Source organism: Legionella cardiaca, assembly GCF_029026145.1.
Classification (GTDB): domain Bacteria; phylum Pseudomonadota; class Gammaproteobacteria; order Legionellales; family Legionellaceae; genus Tatlockia; species Tatlockia cardiaca.
This window is the reverse complement of record NZ_CP119078.1, coordinates 1922496-1947981: the sequence shown is the minus strand read 5'-3', so window position 1 is coordinate 1947981 and position 25486 is coordinate 1922496. Positions and strand designations below refer to the sequence as shown.

The following is a 25486-nucleotide window of genomic DNA, read 5'->3' as shown; positions in this document are numbered from 1 at the left end:
AATTACAGAGTAAACCCCGAGGTAATTGGCAATCGCCAATCACGCCCAAAAGCCCTCGGGGAAATTTTAATGCCCGGTGCTGCCTGACGTCTTTTATATTCATTACGTTTAATCAGACGGATGACCTTATTAACGTCCGCCGCAGCATAACCTGCTGCGATAATTTCTGCAGCGGAAATATTATGTTCCATATAGGCTTGAATAATTGCATCAAGAACTACGTACTCAGGTAGAGAGTCCTGATCAGTTTGATTTTCAGCTAACTCCGCAGAGGGTGCACGCGTAAGAACTCGTTCTGGAATAACAGGAGATAGACTGTTGCGATACCGTGCCAAGGCATATACTTGGGTTTTTAAGACATCTTTTAAGACAGCAAAACCACCTGCCATATCACCATATAATGTGGCATAACCAACAGCTGTTTCACTTTTATTACTGGTGGTGAGAACCATTTTTCCTGTTTTATTAGACAGAGCCATGAGCAAAACCCCACGAATTCTTGCTTGAATGTTTTCTTCTGTTGTATCTGGTTTAAAATTAACAAAAGAAGGGGCCAGGGTTTCTAAAAAACCATGTAAAGTTGGTTCAATAGACATCGTTGTGCTTTCTACGCCTAACGCCTCTAGTTGTTTGTATGCATCCTCAAGACTCATATCTGCTGTGTAGCGAGAAGGCATTAGGACAGCATGAACACGGGAAGCGCCCAATGCATCAACTGCCACGGCTAAAGTTAAAGCAGAATCAATACCGCCTGATAAACCGAGAAGTACACCAGGAAAACCATTTTTTTCCACGTAATCATGTGTGCCACAAACCAATGCTTCATAAATTAACTTTTCATGCGGTAATAAAGGCGTGATTTCACCGATAATGTCGTTTTGCTTGAAGGTTATTGTTTGTAAGATTTCCTGAAAAGCGGGTGCTCGAGCACGTAGGACTCCTTGCGCATCGAATGCCATAGACTGTCCATCAAAAAGCAATTCATCTTGACCACCTACTTGATTCACATAAATCATCGCTAATCCCTGTGCCGCATAATCACGCAGGAGAGCTTCTCGTAATTGCTGTTTCTCATAATCAAATGGGGACGCATTGATACAGAACGCGCCACTAATACCTGTCTGCAGTAATTGCTCAATAGGTCCTTTATGCCATATGTCTTCACAAATGCATAACCCAAATTGATAACCTTTAATCGACAGGATACAAGGTTTAGCTTCTCCGGAAGTAAAATAGCGTTGTTCGTCAAATACACCATAATTGGGTAAGTGTTGTTTATGATAAAGGGCGATACGTTCACCATTAAAAAAAACACTCGCACTATTGAAGCACTCTTCCTCTTCTAAACTGGGATGACCAACAATAACATGGCATCTTGTTGTAATGTTTTTAATTGCTTGTAAAGCCTTTTCAATTTGTTCGTGAAAGTCCTTACGAAGCAATAAATCCTCGGGGGGGTAGCCAGCTACTGCTAACTCAGGGAAGAGAATGACATCATGCTGATTTTGATGCTGTTTAATGACAGTACAAATTTTCTCGCTATTCGCTTGAATGGCGCCAACAGTCGGATTAATTTGAGCCAGAAGTATTTGTAGTGATTGAGACATAATTCCTAGTTCTAATTTAATGGGTTGTAATCATTGTTTTAATTCTATAACAACTTTCGCAAATTAGTCGTTCTCTTGAGACTAAGATATCGTTCAAAAGAGATTGGTTGGTTTAATGGGGAAACAATAAGTTTTCTTTTTGCTCAAATGAAATTGATAGTTTATATTCAATATCAAAAATAAGTCAAATTAGTTATAATTTCCCGTTTAATCTCAAAAAGAGAAAAAGTTGTATGCTCAAAGATGCATTATCACGGATGGCTGATGTTTTTTTACCTACCGTTTTGATGAATGGTCAAGAGTATCAGCAAAAAGGATATGTCCTTAACATTCGCCTTAGTGATGGTTTACTCAAAGCGCGTGTTAAGGGACGCTCAAGCCAAATTTATGATGTCCATATTGATCTTAAATCCTGGCCAACGAATCCTGCCCATTGTAGCTGTCAATACCGTATTAATTGCAAACACGCTGCTGCGAGTTTATTTTCTTTACAAGTACGAGAAAATTACGAAATTCCTCCCCCGTCAACAGAACGCAAGAGTAAATCGTTAGAGTCATGGTTAGCAACGCTACGGGAAAAAGAAGAGAAAAAAATAATTAGAAATAATTCTCATGAAGTAGCTTATTTGATTGACCCTCAATTGAATGATTATGAACATCGCATTGTCATAAAACTCGCCCTCGTCAAAAGACGGAAAAGAGGAGGAGTAGGTAAAAAAATTATCTTTAATAGTATTACGGATAGTCGACGACAATACTTTACAGTTGAAGACGAGAAAATTATTACGTCCTTGCTTGAGAAAAATAGTAGCCAAGCATACCACTTTGATAAACTTTCAATTAGAAACAGCGAATTGTTGCAACAAATTCTAAATACTGGGAGGGCCTACCTGTCGCAAACAGATGAACCTAAATTGGCATTAGGTGATAGTTTAAATGCAACGTTAGTCTGGAAATTAACGACCGAAGGCACACAGTATCCGGTATTGGAAGCTGATGGTGAAATCCTTTCGCCTATTTTTTTAGATTATCTTTGGTATCAGGACAAAGAATGCAATGAACTTGGCATTGTTGATGTTCCTTATAATTTAAATCAATTGAAAAGAGTATTTAAAACCACCCCTATTGCCTTAGATCAGGCCGCTTCTGTGGCCATGCAAATGGCTATTAGTCATCCAGATATGCCATTACCTAAAATTTATTCTGAAAGAAAAGTATGGCCTATGGAGCCATCTGTATTAATTTGTTTCGATGCGATTGAGTTGTCAGCAAATTTACCAATGCAGCTTGATACGGAAGCAACCTTCTTATTTGTTGCTGATGTATTTTTTAATTATTCAGGAATAAAAGTAGGTGTTAGCGATACAAACGACAAATTGCTCAAGGAGGTAGGCGAACAGTTAGTGGAAATTCCTCGCAATTGGTCCTTCGAGAAAGAAAAATATCATGAGATAGCTCAAATTCTTAGTCTTCGCAGTCCTAATCTTAATGAAAAACTGCAGTCTGCCTATGAGATAAGTAATGAGCAAGTATTGGCTCATTTCCATCATGAAAGCGATTTAAGCAAATTCTATAAAGAGGTACTCCCCGTACTTGAAAAAAAGAAATGGCAAGTAGAGTTTATTCATCCGGTTTATAAAGAATTGATTAATGCCGATGAGGTTGAATGGTTTTCTGAGGTTGAGGAACGAGGCAGTGATTTTTTCTCCTATCAATTAGGAATTTTAATCGAGGGAAAACAAGTTAGCATCGTACCTTTAGTAGCAGAATTACTTACTAAACTTGATAAAAATAAGATTGATAATTTACCCGATCAATCCCTTGTAAAAATGCCATTGTCCGATGGAAAAATTTTGCAGGTTGAGCTTGGTCGAGTAAAACCACTTATTCGCTTTCTTTTACAATATGGTACCCGTTACGCCAGGAATGAAGAGCGATTACAAATAAATCGCTATCAATTAGTGTTAATGCGTGAAACGGAACAGGCGATTATTGCGGTGTCTGCCCGTTGGCTTGGTGCAGAAGCGATACGTCAACAATTGCAACAATTAACGACATTGACCAATATTCCAACTGTTGAAGTCCCACAAGGCTTAAAAACTACCTTGCGTGATTATCAGCAAGAGGGGCTCAACTGGCTTCAATTTTTACGCGTTAGTCATTTTGGTGGCGTTCTTGCAGATGACATGGGTCTTGGAAAAACCGTACAAACATTAGCGCATTTACAAGTTGAAAAAGAACAGGGTCGTTTAACTAAAGCCAGTCTTATCGTGGCCCCAACCAGTTTAGTGGGTAATTGGTTTGAAGAAGCAAAACGCTTTACACCAGAATTGAAATTATTAGTCTTTCATGGCGCTTTTCGTCATCAAGACAATTTTGATGATTATGATGTCATTATTTCTACTTATGGTCTTATTCAACGTGATAAATCACGATTTGTTGACTACCCATTTTATTACTTAATTCTCGATGAATCGCAATCAATTAAAAATGCGCGGACAAAGACCACACAAATTATTCAGCAAGTCCCTGCAAAGCATCGACTTTGTCTGTCTGGGACACCCCTGGAGAATCACTTAGGTGAACTGTGGTCATTATTTCATTTTTTAATGCCGGGGTTATTAGGTGATTCAAAACAGTTTAGTCAGTTCTTTAGAAAGCCCATTGAAAAACAGGCTGATCTTAAGCGAAGGCAATTATTGGCAAAGCGAGTACAACCTTTTATTCTCCGTCGCACTAAAAATCAGGTGGCGCGTGAGTTGCCAGATAAAACTGAAATGACCCGAATTATTGAGTTAACAGGATCACAGCGGGATCTTTATGAAGCAATACGCATGAGTATGGAGAAAAAAGTGCGTGAGGCAATTTCTAAACAAGGAATGGAAAAAAGCCACATTGTACTTCTGGATGCATTATTAAAATTAAGACAAGTTTGCTGTGATCCAAAATTATTGTCGATGCCAGAAGCTGAAATTGCTTATGGTACCTCAGCTAAGCTGGATACTTTGATGGAGTTATTGGAAAGTCTTATTGAAGAAGGTCGACGTGTTTTAATTTTTTCACAGTTTACTTCCATGTTGAAGTTAATTGAAGAGCAGTTAATTCTACGTAATTATGATTATTTAAAATTAACTGGCCAAACGCAAAATCGGCAAACACTGGTTAATACCTTCCAGCAGGGTGCTATTCCTATTTTTTTAATTAGCCTGAAAGCAGGGGGGACGGGGTTGAATTTAACCAGGGCGGATACCGTTATTCACTATGATCCCTGGTGGAATCCAGCTGTAGAAGATCAGGCAACGGATAGAAGTCATCGAATAGGACAGGAAAATCCAGTATTTGTCTATAAATTAATAACTGCAGGCACCGTTGAGGAAGCGATTTTGTCAATGCAGGATAAAAAAAGGCAATTATTCGATGGTATCCTGTCGGATAATGCGAGTGGGTTAACGAGTTTGACCTCGCAGGATATCGAGCAATTTTTTATGCCTCTGTCTGTAGAATAAGGAAGTGAAAAAAAAAGTATTTGTTTCGATTGCAAACCCTGAAATCATAGCCTATTCTTTTTATGGGAAAAATATGGAGAAATCTCATGAGACAATGGAAGGCATTATTAGCATTCGTAGCAATGGTACTGTTTTTACCAGTCGCTTTTGCACAATCCCCAGCTGGTACGTGGACCACTATTGATGATAAAACAGGGCAAAAAAGAGCGGTAGTTCGCTTATCTGTATCAGGTGGCACATTAAATGGCACTATTGTAAAAGTTTATCCTCAGCCAGGTGACACTGGCATTTGTTCTAAATGCCCCGGTGGTTTTAAAGGCAAACCTATTCAAGGCTTACAATTCGTTTGGGGCTTAAAGGATAAGGGCAATGGCGAATGGGATGGTGGACAAATCCTTGATCCTAAAACTGGAAAAGTTTATCGTGCAAAAATGACCTTAAAGGGCAACAAACTCTATGTCCGCGGTTATGTGGGGGTTTCTGCACTAGGCCGCACTCAAGTTTGGGTACGCTAATTCGCTTTAAAGATATATAAAATTAAAAAGACACACTTAAGTGTGTCTTTTTTTTTATTCAGGATTACAATAAGTACAAGACTCAGACTTGGCTGTAATTATGGCTGCAGAATTAAAAACACGAAAAACAACGGTTGACTCTCTTAAATCGCCTCCTCATTCATCGGAGGCGGAGCAGGCGATTATTGGTGGCTTAATGCTCGATAATCAAGTTTGGGATGCTATCAGCACAAAATTATGCGATGCAGATTTTTATCGTACGGAACATCGTATTCTTTACCGTGCAATCAGTGAGCTAGCTAAAAAAGATCAACCTTTTGACGTGGTGACTTTACTTGATATTTTAAAATCAACCAATCAACTTGATGATGCTGGTGGTGAGACTTACCTTTTTGAATTAGCAAATAATACGCCCAGTGTTGCCAACGTTTCCGCCTATGCTGATATCGTACGCGAAAAATCAGTACAACGGCAGTTAATTACCGTGGCAAATGACATTGCCGACTCAGCTTACAATCCTTTGGGAAGAGAAGTTACCGAGCTTTTGGATTTTGCTGAAACAAAAGTATTCGCTATCGCTGAACAAACAGGCGGTGATGGTGGTCCTGAAAGTATTAAAACGATTCTTGTCAAAACAGTCGAAAAAATTGATGCGCTTTACCACAATGGCGATGCACTTACTGGATTACCCACAGGATTAACAGATTTTGATGAAAGAACATCGGGTTTACAGCCTTCTGATTTGATTATTGTCGCCGGACGTCCCTCCATGGGTAAAACAACATTAGTTATGAATATGGCTGAGCATGCTGCAATCAAAGCAGGGAAGCCTGTATTGGTTTTTTCGATGGAAATGCCAGGTGATTCTTTAGCGATGCGTATGATGTCTTCTTTAGGAAGAATCGATCAACATCGTTTGCGTACAGGTAAATTAGAAGATGATGATTGGCCAAGAGTTACTTCGGCGGTGCATCTTTTATCAGAAGCCCCCTTATTTATTGATGACACGGCAGCGTTGAGTCCAGCAGAAATGCGTGCTCGAGCGCGTCGGCTTGCCAAGGAACATGGTCAATTAGGTCTAATTGTGGTCGACTATTTGCAATTAATGAAGGTTCCAGGTTTTAAAGCGGATAATCGAACAGCTGAAATTTCGGAAATATCGCGTAGCTTAAAGTCACTGGCAAAGGAGTTAGAGGTGCCAGTCATTGCTTTATCACAGTTAAACCGTAGTCTTGAGCAACGCCAGGATAAACGGCCTGTGATGTCTGATCTTCGTGAATCTGGTGCGATAGAGCAAGACGCGGACTTAATTTGTTTTATCTATCGTGATGAAGTATACAATGAAGACAGTCCTGACAAAGGAACTGCTGAGCTTATCATTGCTAAACAACGTAACGGTCCTATTGGCAAGGTGAGAGTAGCCTTTCTTGGTAAATATACGCGTTTTGAAGATTTAGCGTTTAATGGTTATCAAGGAGAGGATTAGCGTGTCAAGACCTACTCGTGTGCAAATTGACGCAACTGCACTTTTGCATAACCTCAATCATGTAAAACGTTGTGCTCCTCATTCGAAGGTCATTGCTATGGTTAAAGCCAATGCCTATGGTTGTGGCTTATCTGCTGTGGTGCCTGTCCTTGAGGGTCAAGTATATGCCTTTGGTGTTGCTTGCCTTGAAGAAGCAATGGCTATTCGCGCTCTTGGTATACGTAGTGATTGTGTTTTATTTCAAGGGATATTTAGCCCAGATGAATTGGAGATAGTAGCTAGTCATAAATTACAGTGCGTCATTCATCAGCCGCATCAATTGCAATGGTTACTTGCTAATCCTTTGCCTAATAAGATTAAAATCTGGGTTAAAGTGAACACGGGGATGCATCGTTTAGGTTTTGCCCCGGAAGAAGTCTATGATGTCTTGAATGCTTTAACCCAGTGTCCCTGGGTGGATTCTGAACTTGGTCTGATGACTCATTTAGCTTGTGCTGATGAACCGAATCATCCAGCTAATCAAAATCAACTACGGGTTTTTAGAGAGCTTGATTTACCGACTGGCAAATTGACAAAATCAATCAGTAATTCTGCCGCTATTTTAGCATTACCTGAAACTCATGCTGATGTCATTCGTCCTGGTATTATGCTCTATGGTGTTTCGCCCTTTGCTAATCAAACGGGGCAGGAGTTAGGTTTAATGCCAGTAATGAGGTTTGTCTCGGCAATTAGCGCTATTCACCATTACCCTGCACAAGCTCAAATTGGCTATGGTGGAACTTGGCAAACGAGTCGGCCATCAATTATTGGAATTGTGGCTGTTGGGTATGGTGATGGTTATCCACGACACATTGCGCAAAACACCCCTGTTTGGATTAATGGTATGCAAGTTCCTATCGTTGGACGTGTTTCTATGGATATGTTAACGGTAGATTTAACCAATTGCTCAGGCGTAAAAATTGGCGATTCCGTTGAATTATGGGGACAACATATTCCCGTAGAATCAATAGCATTATCTGCAGGAACGATTGCTTATGAATTGTTGTGTCAATTCTCACCACGCGTTTGTCAAGAATAGGAAACACTTAAATTGCGTGAATTGTGGATAATATCTAATCGTGATGCTAGAATACCAACCGATTTTCAAACGATACTCAGGTGAATTCATGAAAAAAATAGCATTGGTATCTCTGTCTCTATCAGTTTTTCTTGCCAGTTGTGCGCAAGTAACGAATGAAGGTGTAGGTACAATCACAGGAGGTGTAGTTGGTGGACTGATCGGTAGCCAATTTGGTGGAGGTTCAGGTAAAGTTGCTGCAGCTGCAGGTGGTGCTTTGTTAGGTGCTTATCTTGGAGGTAACATTGGCCGCACGATGGATCGACTCGATCGTTTAGAAATGCAAAAAGCATTAGAAACTGCGCCAACAGGTCGAGCTGTTGTTTGGCAAAATCCTGACAACGGTAACCGTTATACGGTTCAGCCAACAAGAACATATTATACAAATAGCCAACCTTGCCGTGAATATATCACCAGAGCAATCATTGGTGGTAAATCCCAGCAAATCTATGGTAAAGCATGTCGCCAAGCCGATGGCTCCTGGAGAGTTGTCAGCTAAGAAATCTAATCACCTTGCCACGTCTAATTCTGGCAAGGTGATATCTGCTTACTTGTTATTTCACTCACAAGCTTGGATTATCATTATAATGAATGATTTTCTAACTATAACTTAATAACTCTAAAGAACTTATCAGGATCATGCCGCTCTCGTCAGATCTTCTGCTGCACTCTGAATCTACCACATATCTTGGGTGATATTTTTCAAAAATGCTACCTGGATGTTAAATTAAAATTCTTTAATATTTTGTTAATATAGGTTGATTATAATCAGCTCCTGTTTTGTGTACACCATCGTAATTGGAGCAAATTCAATGCCTTATAATTTTAATCCGCATCGCCACGTCAAAATTTGGCTCAGTAAAGATTCAAACTCCTTTCTTAATATCGAAAATCAATTACGTCTTATTAGAATGCGAGATATCAATCCTACTGATGAGATTAATTTTATTTATGACAGTAACTTGTTAACACCAAAAGCTTTAGAAGAATTAAAATCTTTTTGTGAAAAATATAAAATTAATGCTAGAGATGTGCAGGAAATTATTCCTGAGTGTAATACGGAAGAAGAAAAGCATTTAATTGAAGTTTATCAAAATGAAGTCTCTCATTTACACGAGGGAGGAAATTTAGCAGTATTAAGCGACGTTTTGCGTTGGCTAAGCCCTATTTATAAACTGGGTACTTACACTGATTTTGATGTTAGCGTTGACACAAGAGCATTGCCACCGACAATTACTGTTGAAAAGCCAATATTATTTCGTATCGGGAGTGTGGCTGTACAGGGAAAAGTTGAAAGCATCGCTATTAATAATGATACGATTGCTGTCGTTGATAATGAAGCCGCCCTTCCCACAATTAAAAAAATACAAAGGGCTATTTATACTAATTGTACGCGCACTGATGAACAGCTTTTTGGCTCCGCCATTGAAAAATATAGAGCCTCTATAGAGCAACAATTTTCCCCATTAATTGTCCCTTTTTTATTAGCAACAGATAGCAATTTTCAAAGTCTCGAGAGGCTTGCAACCCTTGACCCTGGCGATTCCTCACGCGGGGTACGTAGAATCATTCTTGCTAGTACGGATAACAATACTGATTATGGCAAAATCGTTCTTCAAGCTCATAATGCATATGAACCCTTTATGACACCTGAAGAGATTACGAAACGGGCTGCCTCTTTGGAAAGAGAAGAATTAAGAAAAGGATTAGGTTGGTTAAGTTGGTTAATAACGCCTTCTTTTCAATATAAAAAGGTGAAGGCTCTCGTTGAAATCCAGGATGATGAGGAATTTTTAAAGAAAAAACGTGAGCTAATGCGTCAACAGCTTCTAAAAGTTAATGTGCAATATAGTTCTGGCCCTGGAGCCTTGACTTTTTCTTTATTTGACAGCCTTTTTTATGAGCGGGAAACGATTGATACAACCATAGCACCTTCATCCTTTAGTCATTATGATTTAGATAACGTATTTATGTCTGGCAATAGTATCCCATTTCATACTTCATCCAGAGAGGTACTTAAAAAACTAGAGGCGGAAGTAGGAGACATTAATGATCTTTCCTGGCTGGAAGAGGGGCAGAAAGCTGTTACGGCAAGAGAGCAAAAAATTCAGAAAGCAGCCTTAACTTTTCAACGCTTTTATCGGGGTAATAAAGTTCGAGCGCAAGAAAATCTACCTCCCGCTTTTATTGAAATGCGTGAAAAAATAGAAACGCATATTAGAAAAATTGAGGCGGATTTAGAAGGATGTTTTGGCTTTTACCGTCATAACCAACGCCATAAAAAAATTGATGCATTGAGAGGTTTACTGACTTATTTTAGTGAAGACATGAAATCTTTTGATGTTAAAAAGTTCAAATCAGAATTAGAACAGTATCGCTCGGAGGATATTTTTGCAAGCATTGGCAAAAGTAAAACGAAAGAGCTCATTGATGACTTAACCTTACTTAGTCAACAGGCAAAATTTTATAATCTTGCCGATGAAGAAGGTAAATTTGCAATGCAAAAAACTTCTTGATCGTTATTGAGTGAAGCACAAAAGTAATCATTCATAGAAAGTAATTTTTGTGATAGCAGTGAATTGACTCAGCCAGTAACACTTCTCTAAGATAGTTGCCTGGCTGACGACAACGCGAAGATTCGAGCTAATTTTTTGATGAATAGCTTTGACAAACTATGTTGAAAAAAAGCTTAGAGATTCTTAGTTATTGTATCCATCATTTTTTCATCAATAATTTGATCACTAAACTTCACCATTTCATTCATCATACAATTAATTTCGCCTCGATGTTCGGGGTACTTTTCTGACCATTTGTTTTTGATTGTTTTTATGCTAAGGTCACATGAATTTCTTAAAGTGGTTACCAGCGCAGGAGTAGAGCAAATCATTAATGCAGCTAACTCATTATTACTTCCCTTCTCATAAAGTTCATTGCCATCTTTAATTTTTAAAAGGGCACTCAATTCATTAAATAGTTCTTCAGCACTGTAATTACTGGTTTCATCTTTTTTAAAATTTCTATTAGAGCAATTAAAAAAGGAATGAAGTTCATCCTTGATTTTCCTTTTCCAAACGTCGCTTGATAAAACATCACCATGACCGGTTTCTCCATTAGATAAAAAGCTGGTGACGTCTTCAAAGGTCAATACTTCATCTTTATCTATGTTCAACTCATCTTCCATCAACTTGAAAATGTTATGTCCACCATTCTTTATATCAAGAGCAATCTCGGCAATAATTTCCGAAGTCAAACCGCATTTTTGAAAAGCTAGTGAGTTGCTTGTAATCTGCTGGCTGAGTAAGTCAAATTTAGCTGTCCCCGAATCTAGCGAATATAGGATAAACTCATCAAACTTATTTTTAATAATGCTGAAGCTACTATGTAAAGATTGATTGTGACGGTTACTGAGTATTTGATAGAACTGCATTAAATTCTTGATATGCATTAAAAGTCTCCAACGCGATCTTTGTTTTAACATAATAGTACCCCTAAGAATTACCGTCAAAACTTAACGTAAATTGCAGAAACGGCTGCTAAAGTAAGGATCTTAAGTAATACAGTTGCCTTCGGAATTCATTACCTTTAATAAATGTTATATTTTTCCTTATCCTTACAATTCACTATTTGCTTCACGTTTGATCGCCAGGATAGATATTAATTGTGCTATATTTAAACAATGTGAATAGGCTTAATTTACTTTTCCAATTGCTATAGGCTAAGGAAAGTTTTTGAGGGAGTAGGTATCATGGCTCACTTAATTTTTTCTGCTTTACCGCAGCCAAGACGAACCATTGAGTTTATTAGCCCAAATGTCACCGTGGATGAGTGTGTTAAAAAAATGACTGATCTGGATATTGGTGCCTTGGTTGTTCGTGATGAAGAAAATATCATAGGGATAGTCAGTGAGCGGGATGTTTTGCGATCTTGCTTGTATTCTGGCTTGGATCCTCATACAACACTCGCATCTGAAATTGCCTATCCTGCAGTTAGTATTCTTAACATGTTTGATCCCGTTGAGAAAGCAATGGAAGTTATAACACAAACAAAACGACGTCATGTTTTAGTAACAGAGCAAGGAGAGCTTGTTGCTATTTTATCCATTGGGGATTTATTGTTTCATTTGCTTGAGGACAAGACACGAGTTATCGAGCAATTGGAAAATTATATTCATACTTATTAGAGTATATTGCTTTTTCCTTTGTATTGCGAAGGTGGTGCTCTCTAATATCTTGTATTTCTAATCAACCTGGGATGAAGATAGATTATCGTTGATAATAAACGTAGTCTATCATCTCATATCGTTCAGAATAATTTTTCTCAACAAAATTAGCGCAAAATTATGTGAAACTCTCCCGACTCAGTATAACAATATGACATAATCAAAGGATCTTGCCCTATTAGGCAATCATTGTAAGGAAGAATGAGATATGAGATTCGTAGCAAGAATTGTATTATGTGGCCTTTTATATGCAATTGTTTCTCTTAGTTGGGCTGATGCGTCATCTTCCTGGTTTACTCACGGAGAAAATAAAGAAATTAAGATTCAAGTGAGCCTATTTTTATCCTCGACTTGCACTCATTGTCAGAAAGCTGATGCATTTTTTCGTGGCCTTGAAGCAAATACGCCATGGCTTGAAGTGCATCGTTACTTAGTCAATCTTGATAAGACAGCATTGACTACCTTTAATCAATTTCTTGAGCAACAAGGATCAGATGATTTTAGTGTGCCTGCAATCTTTTTTTGCAATTCGCATTGGATAGGTTTTGCGGAAGCAAATAGTAGTGGCAAAGAATTGCTGCGTGGATTGAATTATTGTCATGATAAATTAACTCAAACAGGTCAATTAGATGCAAATACAACAAAAGTGCTAAGACAATGGGCGAGTGCTAACTTATATGGTAGTAACATTACTTCTCCACCTTCAGCAGCCGTGTTTCTTCCTATGGTAGCGCTCACTGATTCATTAAATCCCTGTTCAATTTTTGGAATAGTGACATTATTTTCTTTCTTGTGGTTATCAAGAAATCGAACTTTACAGTTAACTTTGGGATTATCATTTTTAGTCGTTGTCGGCATTGTGCATTATATACAACAAGTCCACACAGCCTTTTTCTTCCAAGCATATAGTGGATTACGCATACCGGTAATTTTAATTGGTTTAGGGCTTTTGGCCTATGTTCTTGGTTATTTAAAGGCATTTAATGAGAAACAAGCCATTATTGTTCCATGTTTAGTTGCTTTAACTGCGCTGGCTATACAAGCTTATATGCAAACTTGTACACCGAATTTTTCACTGATTTTTGAGCAATGGCTCTCAGCGCAAGGATTTTCCCCAGCAAAGACGGTTATTTTGGAGATACTTTATCAATTATTTTATTTGCTTCCTTGGTTGTTGTTCATTCTAGTTATTGTTTTTTGGGGAAAAGCGGCCCGTTTTGCCAAATATCAAAATATTTTGGCGAAAATGGCCTATATTTTCCTCGTTATAGTAGTCCTGGTATTTATTTTTTATCCCTATGCATTGGCGAAATTTTGGTTATCTTTTTTGGCCCTCCCAGTGACGTTTTTTATAGCGTTTATACTAAGGAAGAGAGCTTTCCCTTTACCTTAAAGGCCTATTTTGCGTGACGAATCCAGGAGGTAAGATGGACAAAGATGATTCTAGACCCTCTTTTTTTCCGATTCCTTATGATGTTGAGGCTGGAAAAACCTATTATTGGTGTGGTTGTGGAAAAAGCAAACATCAGCCTCTTTGTGATAGAAAAGATTGTGGCGAACAATGTGTTCCATATAGGGCTATACTTACAGAAACAGTGTACTTTTGTGGCTGTAAACAGACGCAGGATCCCCCTCTATGTGATGGATCCCATGCTAAGGTAATGCTTGAATTTCTTAAAAAAAGGAAAAAGTAATTAAAAAAACGACTTAAAAGGACTTTAAGATGCTTGAACAACAATTAAAACAGAAAATTGTTAATACTATTTCTCATTATGAACGTGAATGTAGCAAACTTCAGGGCGAAGTAGATGTTCTTCGTAAAGCAATTAACAAGCTCACCATGCTACCAAGCGGTATTCATATCGATTTAGATAAGCATCTTTTAGATTTAAAAGATGCTCTTAAAGAAAACCAGGATCCCAAATCAATCCAGAAGCGTGTGGCATCTTTAGTTGAGGTGATGTCAACTCTGCAGCAAAAAAGACAAGAAAATAAAATTATTATCACGGATTTTATCCAGCAGGGTGCAGAGCTTTTAGGGCAGATGCTAATAGAGCTTAAAGATAAACATGCGTTTGAACGCATGGAACAATTATTAAAAACAGACACGGACGAAAGAAAGTTAATTGGCCAGTTTAACCAATTATTAAAGGAATGTTTAACTACTGTGGCGCAGCAAATAGAGTTTTGCGAAAAGCATCACTCTTCTACGGTAAAAGACAGCGTTATCAATACACGAGTTAATTCCAGTTTATTTCAACTGGTGGAAAACCTTCCTCTGCCACAAGATCTTGTTGCTAAACAACAACTTATTAAATCAATTCTTGATCAGGATTTAACTGAAAAAAAACTGATTAATGTTACGGAATTATTGACAGAACTTGTAGTGGCTTCATTTACCTTTGAACAGAATCGTTTAAAAGCATTTTTATGTGAATTTGCTAATCACTTGCGAGATTTCGGTAAGTATCTACAATTATTTAGTGATAGCAATGTTTTTATTAGGAAAGATACGGAAGAATTAGAAACAGAAATCCAATTAAATATTCATGAAATTAAAAATCACCTTGATACTTCTCGAACTATAGAGGAATTATCTAAAAAAATTGGAAATAGTCTAACTTCGATAGGTTCGCATATTGAAAAATTTAAAGAAAATCAAGAGAAGCGTTTGGTGGAATATGAAAATAGAATGATGATTTTACAGGATAAGCTCATGGAAACTGAACGAGGAGCAAATGAAATAAAAAATATGCTGTCTTTTGAAAAATTGAAGAATAATGTAGACAGTTTGACCGGCTTGCCAAATAGAGCCTCTTATGAGGAGCACCTTTTAGATGCGCATCATCGCTGGAAAAGGGGATTTGGAGATTTATCAATTGCAATTGCCGATATAGATAATTTTAAGGAAATTAATGATACTTATGGACATTTGGCTGGTGATAAAGTCTTAAAAAAGATTGCGTCACTTTTTAAATCCTCAATTCGAGCGGTTGATTTTGTTGCTCGTTATGGTGGTGAGGAATTCGTTTTTATTTTCGAGCGAACCCATCTTAATGATGCAGTTAAAGTAGCTGATAGTTTGCGTAGTATAATTGAGGAATATGATTTTTATTACCGTGATCAAAGAGTGCATGTCACTGTTTCTTTTGGTTTGACAAACTTCCAGCATGAGGATGATTTAGAATCTTTATTTACTCGCGCTGATGAAGCGATGTACCAGGCAAAACGCAATGGGCGTAACTGCGTTGCCAGTCTATAGTTAAATCACTTGATCTACCCTTTCTGATTTGGGATCATCTGTGCATGCGCATTTGTTGGTGTTAGTATGAGCAAATTAAAAAATATCCCTGTTGTAATTGAAAGTGGCCAAAAATATCGTACCGAACAAGGTGTGGTGGCTATTAAAGATGGTGTCAAATCAACAGAGCAACCCTTCGAACGGTTACCTAAACCGAAATGGCTTCGCATTGTTAATCATACGACGCCAGCTTACCATCAAGTAAAAGAACAAGTAGTTAAGCATCGATTAGCTACTGTCTGTGAAGAGGCCAAATGCCCTAATATCGGTGAATGTTGGTCTCATGGCACCGCAACAATTATGTTAATGGGCGCTGTATGTACGAGAGCTTGTCGTTTTTGTTCTGTCGATACCGGTAATCCACACGGCTGGCTAGATGCAGAAGAGCCAAATAATACAGCGAATACAGTTGCACTAATGAATCTTGATTATGTCGTCTTAACCTCAGTAAATAGAGATGATCTTCCGGATGGTGGTGCCAAGCATTATGCCGATACCATTCGAGCAATTAAAGTACGTTCCCCAAAAACCAAGGTGGAAGCCTTAACACCTGATTTTCAAGGCGTGCAAGAAAGTGTGGCTATTTTACTGGATAGTGGCGTCGATGTGTTTGCTCAAAACGTTGAAACAGTAGAGCGCTTAACCCATCCCGTGCGTGATAATCGTGCTGGCTATTGGCAGACACTAAATGTTTTGGCTTATGCTAAGCAGTATCGTCCTGATGTATTAACGAAAACAAGCTTAATGTTAGGCTTAGGTGAAACGGATGAAGAAATTATTAAGACGATGGATGAGTTAAGAGCACAACAGGTAGATATTCTAACATTAGGCCAATATTTACAACCGACCAGAAATCATTTGCCAGTCGCTCGTTATGTTACCCCAGAAAAGTTTTTGGAGTTTCGTGAAATTGGCTTGCAGAAAGGTTTTTTTGAAGTAGCTTCCGGGCCTTTAGTACGTTCAAGTTATCGCGCTGATCGCGTGTTCAAGCGTGATAATTTAGGTTTATAGTTTAATACTTATGCCGTGATTTTATTTCTCGGCATCTTGCAGAAGTACCTTGACGTTGCGCAACGTGGAAAGCAAAAGTTAAATGCCTGCCTGGAATTCCTATGCCTGGCTCGAATTTCCCCTCGCCATCCAAGTTAGCTCCCTCGTCATCCCGACATTCCCCTTTCCGTCCCGAGCGCAGCGAGGGATCTCCCTTCAATGGTACAATCCCTAAAGTAACGATGGATATAAATCTTTCCATTCAGATTAAAACTCTTACTTCTTTTCACAGACAATCTTTTAATCTTTCTGGTTCAATGAAAGAAGAGAGCTCTCATAGTAAAGCAGATAATCCAGATTGCAGGGAAGGAGCTCTCTCGCTGCGCTCGGGATGACGGGATGATGAGGGAGCTAACTCGGGGTGGCGGACTGAAAATTAGAGTGTTCGGCAATATCTAGAATTAAAAATAAACATAATTTTTGCTTTAGATTTTACTTGATTTTGGTCTTTTCTGGTAAATTATCATATAATTTGATTGTATTTTGATCTTCTCCCCTTCGTTGCCAGCTTTGTAGGAGCCAATGATGCCACTAACAGTCTTATTGGATGTCGATGAAACGTTACGGATGAAGACAACTGAAACAACGGAAGATGGTCAGCGAGTTTACGAGTTGAATCAAGCTTTGTTAGATCAGTTAAAAATGCATGCTGTTACCGAAATTAATTTATTCACCAACATGACTCTAACGGATATATCGTCCTCCGACCAGGAAGAAGAACATATCACCCGTGCATTTCTGATTCGAAAATTAGAAGAACAAGGCTTCAAAGTAAACTTAGTCATGACTCCGGCTGATGTAGGATATCAAAAGGGGTTAGGTGCAGCTTATCGCGATATCTACGTACCAACCTATGAACAATATAATGCTGCGACGAAATGGCAGGATAAAGAAGCCATCATACGTAAAAACTCACCTGAATATGCCAAACATGGAGAGGCTATTTATGATGAGGAAAGTAGAAAATTGCAAACTGAAGAAAAAGCTGGTTATCAAAAAGCAAAATTATTTGAGTATTTCATTCAGGAAAATAAAAAAAATAATGTCGATATCGGAACCGTACTTTATTTTGATGATGATCCAGTATGCTTAAAATGGGTTGCCGAAGTCGCTGCCAGAGAAGGTATTAAACTTGTTACTAATCAGGTTGATCCCACAAAAATTGAGGAGTCAGGCAAAGCAATACGAGAGGCCTCCCTAATTGCGAATGTCCATAAAGCTGTTAATGGCTATAAAACCCATACGCAAGGAATTATTTTTAGCTTTTTCCATCGACATGGTTCTACAGGAGTAAATAGGGCACAGGACTTTGTTGACAGTTTAGCAAAAATAGTCGATCCAATTCAGCAACAGCAAGCTATTGTTAATTATCTTTCTAATAGTAAGAATGGTAACACCCATCCCCATTCTTTCCGCACGATGCTATTAGCTACTCTTATTGGCAAGGAACATAGTAATAAAGATTTAAAAGAAGTTTCCAAAAATTTTCATAATCTTCTGGCAAATTATAAAAATTCCACAATAGATCATTCTGTTGAACAACAAAAGGATTTAAAGACAAAGATTGCCACATTAAGGGATGAAGAACAGAAACAACAGGTAACAAGTACTGTGACAAAGATAATGTAGTAATATATAAAATGATGGCATAAATTTGTCGTAAAAAAATGAAATCTACGCTGAGGTAATATCTTAGGCGAACTCCGGTCTGGCCAAACAATAACCTTGACGTATCCCAAATCAGCGTTTTAGAATGCCTTTTTTCCTATTCCTTGCTTAAATAAGCGACAGGAGTGGGTTCTACATGACAAAAGCAGGAAGAAAACGTGTCTGGATCTCTTATACCGGTTATTCTCTGTGGCGGTGCAGGGTCACGATTGTGGCCAGTATCTCGTGAGTTACATCCAAAACCTTTTATTCGTCTTGCTGATGGTCAGAGTTTACTGCAAAAAACCTTTCTGCGGGCAGCATCACTTGATGATGTGCGAGAAATTCTTACTGTAACGAATCGAGAATTATTCTTTAAAACAGAGGATGAGTTTCGCGAAATCCAACGTTCTGATCTGAATCTATCGTTTATTCTTGAACCGTTTGGCCGTAATACCAGTGCTGCGGTTGCTGCTGCCGCATTGAGAGTAGCAGAAATATATGGAAACGAAGCATTAATGCTGGTGTTGCCTGCTGATCATTTAATCTCAGAGCAAAACGCCTTTGCCCACGCTGTTGCCAAAGCCAAAAAATTAGCATTGGGGGATTATCTCGTAACCTTTGGTATTGAACCTGAAAGTCCTGAAACTGGCTATGGTTACATTGAGGCCGAAGGCAGCAAAGTACTCCGATTTGTTGAAAAACCTTCATTAGAAAAGGCAAAAGAATATCTAACAACGGGACGATTTCTTTGGAATTCAGGAATGTTTTGCTTCTCGGCAGGAACGATATTAAAAGAGATGGAGCTTTACTGTCCTGATATTCTCTTGACTACAAAAACTTGTATGGAACTATCACGTGTGGCGAGCGGTAAAGGATTTGCACAACTTGAACTCGATGCTCAAACCTTTAATAAGGTGGCAGAAATTTCAATTGATTATGCTGTAATCGAAAAGTCTTCCAAGGTGGCTGTGGTACCTTGCAATATTGGCTGGAGCGATATAGGGTCATGGAATGCTCTTGGTGATTTGGCCGAAGCTGATCAAAAAGGAAATCGTGTGGAAGGAGAAGCCTTACTTCACGATGTTTCTAATTGTTATATTCGCAGTCAAGATAGATTGGTTGGCGCTATAGGTGTTGATAATCTTTTTATTATTGATACCCCTGATGCTTTATTAATTGCTGATAAATCTCGAGCACAAGATGTTAAAAATATTTATGCTCAATTAAAAACGCAAGGACATGAAGCACACAAAGTGCATCGCACGGTACATCGACCTTGGGGATCTTATACCGTTTTGGAGGAAGGACCTCGGTTTAAAATCAAACGCATCGAAGTGCGTCCCAATGCTAGCCTTAGTCTGCAGATGCATTATCATCGTAGTGAGCATTGGATTGTGGTAAGTGGTATGGCCAAGGTAATTAATGGCGAAAAAGAAATGTATATAAATACCAACGAGTCGACTTATATTCCTGCTGGTCACAAACACCGGTTGGAAAACCCAGGCGTTCTTCCTTTAGTTATGATTGAGGTACAAAGTGGGGAGTACATGGGTGAGGATGATATCGTTCGTTTTGAAGACCGTTACGGGCGTAGTTAAATTTTTCATGGTTTTGAATGAGAATTTCCTCATTCAAAACAGCAATTTGGTTATTTAGCGTATTAAACGAGTTCGATACCTCGTTTATTAAAATAACGACTTAAAAAATAGGCGGTAATGAACATTGCTGCTCCTAACCCTACCGCGATTATTCCCATGACAAGATAATAATTTTGATATATTCCTATACTATCCGCAGCTGAATTAATATTTTCAGGGATAGCGACAAAGGCTGCTAATCTTCCTGAAAGCGCATTGGATAATGAAGAGGCGAGATACCACACCCCCATCGCAAACGCAATTTCCTGGCTATCACAATAAAGGCCTATCATACTCAATCCAATTGCCGATACCCATAATTCAGCCAGAGTAATTAAAATATAGGTAAGACCAATAAAGTTTCCATTGATATAACCATGATGATTAATTGCCGCTGCAAATGCCATTAATAGCAATGAAATACCTGCTAATAATGTACCAGCAGCAAATTGATAAGGAATCGTGAAGCGTGGAAAGCGAGCATAAAATCGTGGTAATTGGAGTCCAAGAGCAACAATTAGAAGAGGATTAAGCATTTGATATTGTGCTGGTGACAAATGGATACCTAGCAGGGTTAAATCAGAGTTATTCTTGGCGAATAATACCAATGTGCTATTCATTTGGTTATAAATGACAAAAAATACGACGGCTTCCAGAATTAATAATAACGCCACTAATTGCTTAATCCGCTTTTCACCCGATAAAGATAATGTTCGCCAAAAAAACCAAAAAATCCCAAGAGCACAGCCAACACTAATGGCAAAACTTGCTTGATACACGTGGGAATAAGCAAAGAGGGTAAATAGGTAAATAATAGCTATATAAGCGCACAAGCTAAATTTGTTTTTTGTTGAAAATCTGGTTTTGTCTTTTCCCCAGATAACATTGTCATAGAGAGAATACTTTTTGGCAAAATTTAATGCGGCAATTGATTTACCGACAAAAACCAAGGTTAATACTGATAAGGGGCCATACTGACTATCAAGGAGTGCGGGTGAAATGATTGTTGCCAATAGAGCTCCCACATTAATAGCCATGTAATAAAAAGTCATTGCCGATTTGGCTTTAATAGCATCATCTGAGTAGATATGCGAGACCATGCTTGAAGCAGTGCCCATTAATAATGAATTGGTCGCGGGCACTAAGGCATAAGCAGCTATAAATAACCGGTCGCCATAAGAAGTCAGCGTATAGCCACTGAGCATAACTAATAGATAGGCAAGAGCCAGCATGATACTACCTAGAAGAATGGCACGTCGTATGCCTAAGATTTTATCAGCCATGAAGCCACCAAGAATGGGCATCAAATAACCTGTTGCCTGACTAATCCCCAAAAAGGCATAAGCTTTTGCCTGGCTATATCCGAGACCATGAGAGAGTAAAGGACGAGTTAGAAAAAGAATCAATATCGTATTTAATGCATAAACAGAGAATTGGCTCCAGAATGTTATAAAAACAATATTGTTAGTTTGTTGCTGGCGTGTATTTAATTGGGGAAAGAAACTCCTGATCGTTTGTGCCACCATACGCACTCCTTTGATTTATGGTAATTTAACCAAGCATACAATCCGTTAAATCTACTTTATCGCAGGTTTTATTTTTTAGCTAATATAACGTCAATAATGTGAGTATCGTGATAAGGGAAGGTAAAGATTTGACTAAAAAGTCGTTTCAAGCGGTGTAACAAAAAATTCTTAGGTAGCATTCTGATGGTAAGACTATTTAAAAACCAGGTGCCTTCAATGCCAAATTTTATCAGTTCGTCGATATTTTCCAGAACGATAGGTATATATAATCGCTCATGGCGAACCACTTGGAATTGATGTTGGGTAAAAACATGCATAAGCTCATCAAGACCGGAAGCCACCGTCGTATTTTTAACTAATGCTTTGTAATAGTGACCTACAACTGAGCTTAATAAACTGCCTTGGGAAATAAAATTTGCTAAATAATGCTGAGCTACTGGAAATGACTCATAGGTAGTGGTGATTAAGGAGAAATAACCATTTGAGCGCGTTAACAAGTCGGCCTCATCAAATAATGTGTGAATGGGAATATACGCATTAATAAAATGAGCCAGCACCAAATCTTGACTGTGATGCGGAAGATAGTGACTCGCCTCTGTAGCACTTGCTTCTATTGTTGTTAAGGGTAGGGCTTTACGTGCATGGGTTAACATTTCTGCGGAAATATCAATCCCTGTAAAATCAGCGTCGGGCATAAATTCTTGGAGTTTTTGTAAAAATGCCCCATTACCTACCCCGAAATCGAGTACCTTATAATGTGGTCTTAACCCTAAATGCTCTCGTTTGATTTGTGCTATTGCTGCGCGATGACTTTGACTTATCGAGCCAAATCGATCCGCGGTGGCATAATGGCCCGCAATTTCATTATACATGGCCTTTAAGGACACCTAAAATTTCCGATTCATAAACATTAAGACAGTATATCTCTAATTGCTGGTTTTATGCGACTACTCTTTTATTCAAGATATTTACAAGATGAATTTTAGAAATTTACGGGTAGATATAATGCTTAAGTTTTTACCTAATTCTTTTTGTATTATAAATATTTATTTTATGAGGAAGGAGCTTATGATACATTACGCATCTTAATATCGTTAAGTTTTTAGAATAAGGGTAACCGCAATGGAAAGAATTTTATCTCCTCAACCGATAGAGCTTAATAATTTTATGCAAGGCCCTAAGCAATTAGATACTAAATATGGTTTGCCTGGAAAAGTAGAGTTTTGTAAAAGCTGTGTTATATCAAATCAAAGACCCAATTCTGCTGTTGAATACGAACATAAAAAAGGCTCCACTAAAGCGACAATCCATTTTGATGAACACGGCATTTGTGATGCTTGTAGAGCAGCAGAGCGTAAGAAAAAAACGATTAACTGGGATGAAAGAGAACAGCAATTAAAAGAGCTATGCGATCGTTTTAGAAGTAAAGATGGCTCTTATGACTGCGTAGTGCCAGGTTCGGGGGGCAAGGATAGTTTTTATGCTGCTCATATGCTTAAGTATAAATACGGAATGAATCCTTTAACTGTAACGTGGGCTCCTCATATGTACACGCCATGGGGATGGCGTAATTTTCAATCATGGATTCATGCTGGTTTTGATAACCATCTCTTTACTCCAAATGGACGTGTACATCGATTATTAACGCGCTTAGCAGTAGAGAATTTATTCCATCCGTTTCAACCTTTCATGATTGGTCAAAAAGCCTATGCACCCAAAATGGCTTTATTGCACAATATTAAACTGGTCATTTATGGAGAAAACGAGGCTGAATATGGCAATCCTATTGCTGATAATGAATCCGCTAAAAGAGATTGGCGTTACTTTACTGCAGAAGATAAGAGTAAGATATTTTTAGGTGGCACTTCGGTTCTGGATTTAAAACAGAGTTTTGGATTGACTGATACCGATTTGGATGCATATCTCCCCGCTGACCCAGCCCAAATCGAGAAGAAAGAAATAGAAGTGCATTATTTGGGTTATTATCTAAAGTGGCATCCTCAAAGTTGTTATTATTATGCTGTTGAGCATGGTGGTTTTGAGGCTTCCCCAGAGAGAACGCCTGGAACCTACAGTAAATATAACAGTATCGATGATAAAATTGATGATTTCCATTATTTTACTACTCTAACAAAATTTGGAATTGGCAGAGCAACTTATGATGCTTCGCAGGAAATTCGCTCTGGTGACATTACACGTGAGGAAGGGGTTGCTTTAGTTAAGCGATTTGATACGGAATTTCCCGAGCGATTTGCCGAGGAAATTTTTAACTATTTAAGTATAAATCCAAAAGAATTCCCAGTAGCTGCCAAGATGTTTGAGCAACCAATAATAGATAGAGCTTATTTTATGGCACTTACAGATACGTTCAGATCACCACATCTTTGGAAATATGAAAATGGTCAATGGCAACTCCGCCATCAAGTCACAAATCTCGTAAAAACAGAGGCCGAATATTTGGAGAAGGTTTGATGAGTAATGTCCGCTTGATAGCACGTTTGGATATTAAAGGACCAAATTTGATTAAAGGGGTACATCTCGAAGGACTAAGAGTTGTTGGTAATCCAAATGAGTTTGCCACAGCATATTATGCTGCTGGAGCTGACGAACTTATTTATATGGACACAGTGGCGAGTTTGTATGGGCGAAATAACTTATCTGAAATAGTTAAAAAAACAGCGGAAAATGTTTTTATTCCCATCACAGTGGGTGGTGGAATTCGCAATGTGGATGATGTAAAGCAATTACTCCGTTGCGGAGCAGATAAAGTTGCAGTTAACACAGCTGCAACTAAAAATCCCCAACTTATTACTGAAATTTCTCGCCGATTTGGTTCGCAATGTATGGTTTTATCTATTGAAGCGAAGCGACTTCCTAATGGTCGTTGGGAAGTAATGACTGATAATGGCCGAGAACATACTGGAATGGATGTTATTGATTGGGCTAGAAATGGTCAGGAGTTTGGGGCAGGGGAAATATTATTAACTTCGATTGATCAGGAAGGTACTCGCAAAGGATTTGACATCGAATTGATTCGTGAAGTTTCTGATGCTGTAACTATTCCAATTATAGCAAGTGGTGGCATGGGAAAGGCAGAAGATTTATTGCCTGCGGTTCTCTCGGGTCATGCAGATGCCATCGCTATGGCTGACTTGCTACATTATAAAAGAAGCACTCTTATGGAAGTAAGAAAAATAGCATTAGATAATAATATTCATGTGAGAAGGTTATGAGCTCAGTTTCCATTATAGATTATGGCGTTGGCAATTTACTTAGTGTTGCTCGTGCATTTGATTATTTTAATATTCAAGTTCAGTTTGCTCAGACACCTGAAGATATTTTATCTGCGGAACGATTAATTTTACCAGGTGTCGGTGCTTTTGCTGATGGGATGCAAGGATTACGCGATCGTGGTTTTATTGAAGCCATAGAGAATTTTGCAAGCCAAGGCAAACCATTTTTAGGTATCTGCCTGGGTATGCAGATGCTTATGACTACCAGTAGTGAGTTTGGCAATCATGCTGGTTTGGATCTAATAAAGGGCGAGGTTATTTCCATACCTGCCGAGGGAATAGATGGTAAGCCACATAAGATTCCGCATATTGGTTGGAATGAATTATATCCCACAGAATATGGTTCTAGTTGGGCAAATACAATTTTAAATGATTTACCTCAAGCTGCTTCTGTATATTTTGTCCACTCTTATATGGTAGTTCCAAAATCGTTGGATACTCGTCTTGCTGATACGAGTTATAATGGACAGGCAATTAGTGCAGTTATTCAGCATGAAAATATTTATGGTTGTCAATTTCACCCTGAAAAAAGTGGCGAAATTGGGCTAAGGATAATCCAACAATTCATGAAACTCTAGG

21 protein-coding genes are annotated in these 25486 nt (G+C 38.4%); 16 read left to right on the top strand and 5 right to left on the bottom strand.

What is annotated here, in order from left to right; genetic code table 11:
• Nucleotides 1–2: 2 nt before the first annotated feature.
• Nucleotides 3–1607 carry an NAD+ synthase gene (locus PXX05_RS08335; protein WP_275087767.1) on the bottom strand — a complete coding sequence of 535 codons (1605 nt, stop codon included), beginning with the start codon at nt 1605–1607 and terminating at the stop codon, nt 3–5.
• 233 nt (nt 1608–1840) lie between these two features.
• Between PXX05_RS08335 and PXX05_RS08330 the strand changes: the two genes are divergently transcribed.
• The 6 genes from PXX05_RS08330 (at nt 1841) to PXX05_RS08305 (ending at nt 10747) form a co-directional block, all read left to right on the top strand.
• Nucleotides 1841–5113: a DEAD/DEAH box helicase gene (locus PXX05_RS08330; RefSeq protein ID WP_275087766.1), complete on the top strand. Its 3273-nt coding sequence runs from the start codon at nt 1841–1843 to the stop codon at nt 5111–5113.
• Nucleotides 5114–5199: 86 nt separating this feature from the next.
• The gene (locus PXX05_RS08325) at nt 5200–5628 is read left to right on the top strand and encodes a DUF2147 domain-containing protein (RefSeq protein WP_275087765.1); all 429 of its coding nucleotides are present in this window, start codon (nt 5200–5202) and stop codon (nt 5626–5628) included.
• 100 nt (nt 5629–5728) lie between these two features.
• Nucleotides 5729–7114, top strand: a complete 1386-nt coding sequence (gene dnaB / locus PXX05_RS08320) for a replicative DNA helicase (RefSeq protein WP_275087764.1) — start codon at nt 5729–5731, stop codon at nt 7112–7114.
• Nucleotide 7115: 1 nt separating this feature from the next.
• A complete protein-coding gene (alr, locus tag PXX05_RS08315; protein WP_275087763.1) occupies nt 7116–8192 on the top strand; it encodes an alanine racemase in 1077 nt (358 codons plus the stop codon).
• 88 nt (nt 8193–8280) lie between these two features.
• Nucleotides 8281–8730 carry an RT0821/Lpp0805 family surface protein gene (locus tag PXX05_RS08310; protein WP_275087762.1) on the top strand — a complete coding sequence of 150 codons (450 nt, stop codon included), beginning with the start codon at nt 8281–8283 and terminating at the stop codon, nt 8728–8730.
• A 313-nt stretch (nt 8731–9043) separates the two neighbouring features.
• Entirely contained in the window at nt 9044–10747 is a 1704-nt protein-coding gene (locus tag PXX05_RS08305; RefSeq protein WP_275087761.1) for a glycosyltransferase family 88 protein, read from the top strand.
• Between the two features lie 173 nt (nt 10748–10920).
• Here PXX05_RS08305 and PXX05_RS08300 read toward each other — a convergent pair whose 3' ends face one another.
• Nucleotides 10921–11709 (bottom strand): hypothetical protein, encoded by a 789-nt coding sequence (locus PXX05_RS08300; RefSeq protein ID WP_275087760.1) that lies wholly within the window; start codon nt 11707–11709, stop codon nt 10921–10923.
• Between the two features lie 267 nt (nt 11710–11976).
• On the opposite strand from PXX05_RS08300, the gene PXX05_RS08295 reads away from it, so the two are divergent.
• The 5 genes from PXX05_RS08295 to lipA all read left to right on the top strand — a co-directional run bounded on the left by PXX05_RS08295 (nt 11977) and on the right by lipA (nt 16762).
• A complete protein-coding gene (locus PXX05_RS08295) occupies nt 11977–12411 on the top strand; it encodes a CBS domain-containing protein (protein WP_275087759.1) in 435 nt (144 codons plus the stop codon).
• 247 nt (nt 12412–12658) lie between these two features.
• Entirely contained in the window at nt 12659–13843 is a 1185-nt protein-coding gene (locus PXX05_RS08290; RefSeq protein ID WP_275087758.1) for a hypothetical protein, read from the top strand.
• A 34-nt stretch (nt 13844–13877) separates the two neighbouring features.
• Nucleotides 13878–14144 carry a CDGSH iron-sulfur domain-containing protein gene (locus PXX05_RS08285; RefSeq protein ID WP_275087757.1) on the top strand — a complete coding sequence of 89 codons (267 nt, stop codon included), beginning with the start codon at nt 13878–13880 and terminating at the stop codon, nt 14142–14144.
• 29 nt (nt 14145–14173) lie between these two features.
• Nucleotides 14174–15712 carry a GGDEF domain-containing protein gene (locus tag PXX05_RS08280; protein WP_275087756.1) on the top strand — a complete coding sequence of 513 codons (1539 nt, stop codon included), beginning with the start codon at nt 14174–14176 and terminating at the stop codon, nt 15710–15712.
• Nucleotides 15713–15778: 66 nt separating this feature from the next.
• Entirely contained in the window at nt 15779–16762 is a 984-nt protein-coding gene (gene lipA, locus PXX05_RS08275; RefSeq protein ID WP_275087755.1) for a lipoyl synthase, read from the top strand.
• 1 nt (nt 16763) lies between these two features.
• Here the strand turns inward: lipA and PXX05_RS08270 are convergent, their stop codons facing one another.
• Nucleotides 16764–17003, bottom strand: a complete 240-nt coding sequence (locus tag PXX05_RS08270; protein ID WP_275087754.1) for a hypothetical protein — start codon at nt 17001–17003, stop codon at nt 16764–16766.
• A 320-nt stretch (nt 17004–17323) separates the two neighbouring features.
• On the opposite strand from PXX05_RS08270, the gene PXX05_RS08265 reads away from it, so the two are divergent.
• Both PXX05_RS08265 and PXX05_RS08260 read left to right on the top strand, forming a co-directional pair.
• Complete coding sequence (locus tag PXX05_RS08265; RefSeq protein ID WP_275087753.1) at nt 17324–18430, top strand: hypothetical protein; 1107 nt, start codon at nt 17324–17326, stop codon at nt 18428–18430.
• Between the two features lie 197 nt (nt 18431–18627).
• Nucleotides 18628–20049, top strand: coding sequence for a mannose-1-phosphate guanylyltransferase/mannose-6-phosphate isomerase (locus PXX05_RS08260; protein WP_275087752.1), 1422 nt, complete (start codon nt 18628–18630; stop codon nt 20047–20049).
• A 62-nt stretch (nt 20050–20111) separates the two neighbouring features.
• Here PXX05_RS08260 and PXX05_RS08255 read toward each other — a convergent pair whose 3' ends face one another.
• A complete protein-coding gene (locus tag PXX05_RS08255) occupies nt 20112–21614 on the bottom strand; it encodes a peptide MFS transporter (protein WP_275087751.1) in 1503 nt (500 codons plus the stop codon).
• Between the two features lie 68 nt (nt 21615–21682).
• Entirely contained in the window at nt 21683–22501 is an 819-nt protein-coding gene (locus PXX05_RS08250; RefSeq protein ID WP_338034415.1) for a class I SAM-dependent methyltransferase, read from the bottom strand.
• A gap of 280 nt (nt 22502–22781) precedes the next feature.
• Here PXX05_RS08250 and PXX05_RS08245 point away from each other — a divergent pair, with 280 nt between their 5' ends.
• The 3 genes from PXX05_RS08245 to hisH are packed head-to-tail and all read left to right on the top strand — an operon-like array spanning nt 22782 to nt 25485.
• Nucleotides 22782–24086, top strand: coding sequence for an N-acetyl sugar amidotransferase (locus PXX05_RS08245; protein WP_420844645.1), 1305 nt, complete (start codon nt 22782–22784; stop codon nt 24084–24086).
• Nucleotides 24086–24847, top strand: a complete 762-nt coding sequence (gene hisF / locus PXX05_RS08240) for an imidazole glycerol phosphate synthase subunit HisF (protein WP_275087748.1) — start codon at nt 24086–24088, stop codon at nt 24845–24847. Before PXX05_RS08245 ends, hisF begins: the two co-directional genes overlap by 1 nt.
• Complete coding sequence (gene hisH, locus PXX05_RS08235; RefSeq protein ID WP_275087747.1) at nt 24844–25485, top strand: imidazole glycerol phosphate synthase subunit HisH; 642 nt, start codon at nt 24844–24846, stop codon at nt 25483–25485. Before hisF ends, hisH begins: the two co-directional genes overlap by 4 nt.
• The last annotated feature ends 1 nt before the right edge of the window (nt 25486 follow it).

What these genes read in the sequence shown, in the direction of transcription:
- PXX05_RS08335 (WP_275087767.1), bottom strand. Translation starts at nt 1,607, where the DNA reads ATGTCTCAATCACTACAAATACTTCTGGCTCAAATTAATCCGACTGTT.
- PXX05_RS08330 (WP_275087766.1), top strand. Translation starts at nt 1,841, where the DNA reads ATGCTCAAAGATGCATTATCACGGATGGCTGATGTTTTTTTACCTACC.
- PXX05_RS08325 (WP_275087765.1), top strand. Translation starts at nt 5,200, where the DNA reads ATGAGACAATGGAAGGCATTATTAGCATTCGTAGCAATGGTACTGTTT.
- dnaB (WP_275087764.1), top strand. Translation starts at nt 5,729, where the DNA reads ATGGCTGCAGAATTAAAAACACGAAAAACAACGGTTGACTCTCTTAAA.
- PXX05_RS08310 (WP_275087762.1), top strand. Translation starts at nt 8,281, where the DNA reads ATGAAAAAAATAGCATTGGTATCTCTGTCTCTATCAGTTTTTCTTGCC.
- PXX05_RS08305 (WP_275087761.1), top strand. Translation starts at nt 9,044, where the DNA reads ATGCCTTATAATTTTAATCCGCATCGCCACGTCAAAATTTGGCTCAGT.
- PXX05_RS08300 (WP_275087760.1), bottom strand. Translation starts at nt 11,709, where the DNA reads ATGTTAAAACAAAGATCGCGTTGGAGACTTTTAATGCATATCAAGAAT.
- PXX05_RS08295 (WP_275087759.1), top strand. Translation starts at nt 11,977, where the DNA reads ATGGCTCACTTAATTTTTTCTGCTTTACCGCAGCCAAGACGAACCATT.
- PXX05_RS08290 (WP_275087758.1), top strand. Translation starts at nt 12,659, where the DNA reads ATGAGATTCGTAGCAAGAATTGTATTATGTGGCCTTTTATATGCAATT.
- PXX05_RS08285 (WP_275087757.1), top strand. Translation starts at nt 13,878, where the DNA reads ATGGACAAAGATGATTCTAGACCCTCTTTTTTTCCGATTCCTTATGAT.
- PXX05_RS08280 (WP_275087756.1), top strand. Translation starts at nt 14,174, where the DNA reads ATGCTTGAACAACAATTAAAACAGAAAATTGTTAATACTATTTCTCAT.
- lipA (WP_275087755.1), top strand. Translation starts at nt 15,779, where the DNA reads ATGAGCAAATTAAAAAATATCCCTGTTGTAATTGAAAGTGGCCAAAAA.
- PXX05_RS08270 (WP_275087754.1), bottom strand. Translation starts at nt 17,003, where the DNA reads ATGGAAAGATTTATATCCATCGTTACTTTAGGGATTGTACCATTGAAG.
- PXX05_RS08265 (WP_275087753.1), top strand. Translation starts at nt 17,324, where the DNA reads ATGATGCCACTAACAGTCTTATTGGATGTCGATGAAACGTTACGGATG.
- PXX05_RS08255 (WP_275087751.1), bottom strand. Translation starts at nt 21,614, where the DNA reads ATGGTGGCACAAACGATCAGGAGTTTCTTTCCCCAATTAAATACACGC.
- PXX05_RS08245 (WP_420844645.1), top strand. Translation starts at nt 22,782, where the DNA reads ATGCAAGGCCCTAAGCAATTAGATACTAAATATGGTTTGCCTGGAAAA.
- hisF (WP_275087748.1), top strand. Translation starts at nt 24,086, where the DNA reads ATGAGTAATGTCCGCTTGATAGCACGTTTGGATATTAAAGGACCAAAT.
- hisH (WP_275087747.1), top strand. Translation starts at nt 24,844, where the DNA reads ATGAGCTCAGTTTCCATTATAGATTATGGCGTTGGCAATTTACTTAGT.